Source organism: Micromonospora sp. SL1-18, from assembly GCF_047921505.1.
Classification (GTDB): Bacteria; Actinomycetota; Actinomycetes; order Mycobacteriales; family Micromonosporaceae; genus Micromonospora.
This window is the reverse complement of record NZ_JBLROA010000254.1, coordinates 1-303: the sequence shown is the minus strand read 5'-3', so window position 1 is coordinate 303 and position 303 is coordinate 1. Positions and strand designations below refer to the sequence as shown.

The following is a 303-nucleotide window of genomic DNA, read 5'->3' as shown; positions in this document are numbered from 1 at the left end:
CAGAACTGCTGCATCGCCGCCACCTGCGAAGACAGGTCGGCCTTCTGCCCCAGCGAGGAGACCCGGCAGTACACCACCACCCTCCGTCGAGCGGCGTCGAAGCCGGGCCGCAGCACCCTGCGCACATCGGAGTCGTCGAAGTACCGCTGCCCCGACGGCAAACGGCGAGCCACAATCCGCCCTTCCGCCTCCCACCGAGGCACCGTGCTCACCGAACGACCGATCCGCGTAGCGAACTCGCCGATCCGATAAGCACTGCCCACAATGGTCGACAATAGGAGGTTCTGGCCGGAAAAGCGACCA

The 303-nt window shown here is 66.0% G+C and carries 1 protein-coding gene; it reads right to left on the bottom strand.

Features of this window, described 5'->3' with window-relative positions:
• Window positions 1-263 (bottom strand): MerR family transcriptional regulator (locus tag ACNAW0_RS30830; protein ID WP_416291552.1); only part of this gene is annotated, 263 nt, incomplete at its 3' end.
• Window positions 264-303: the final 40 nt, after the last annotated feature.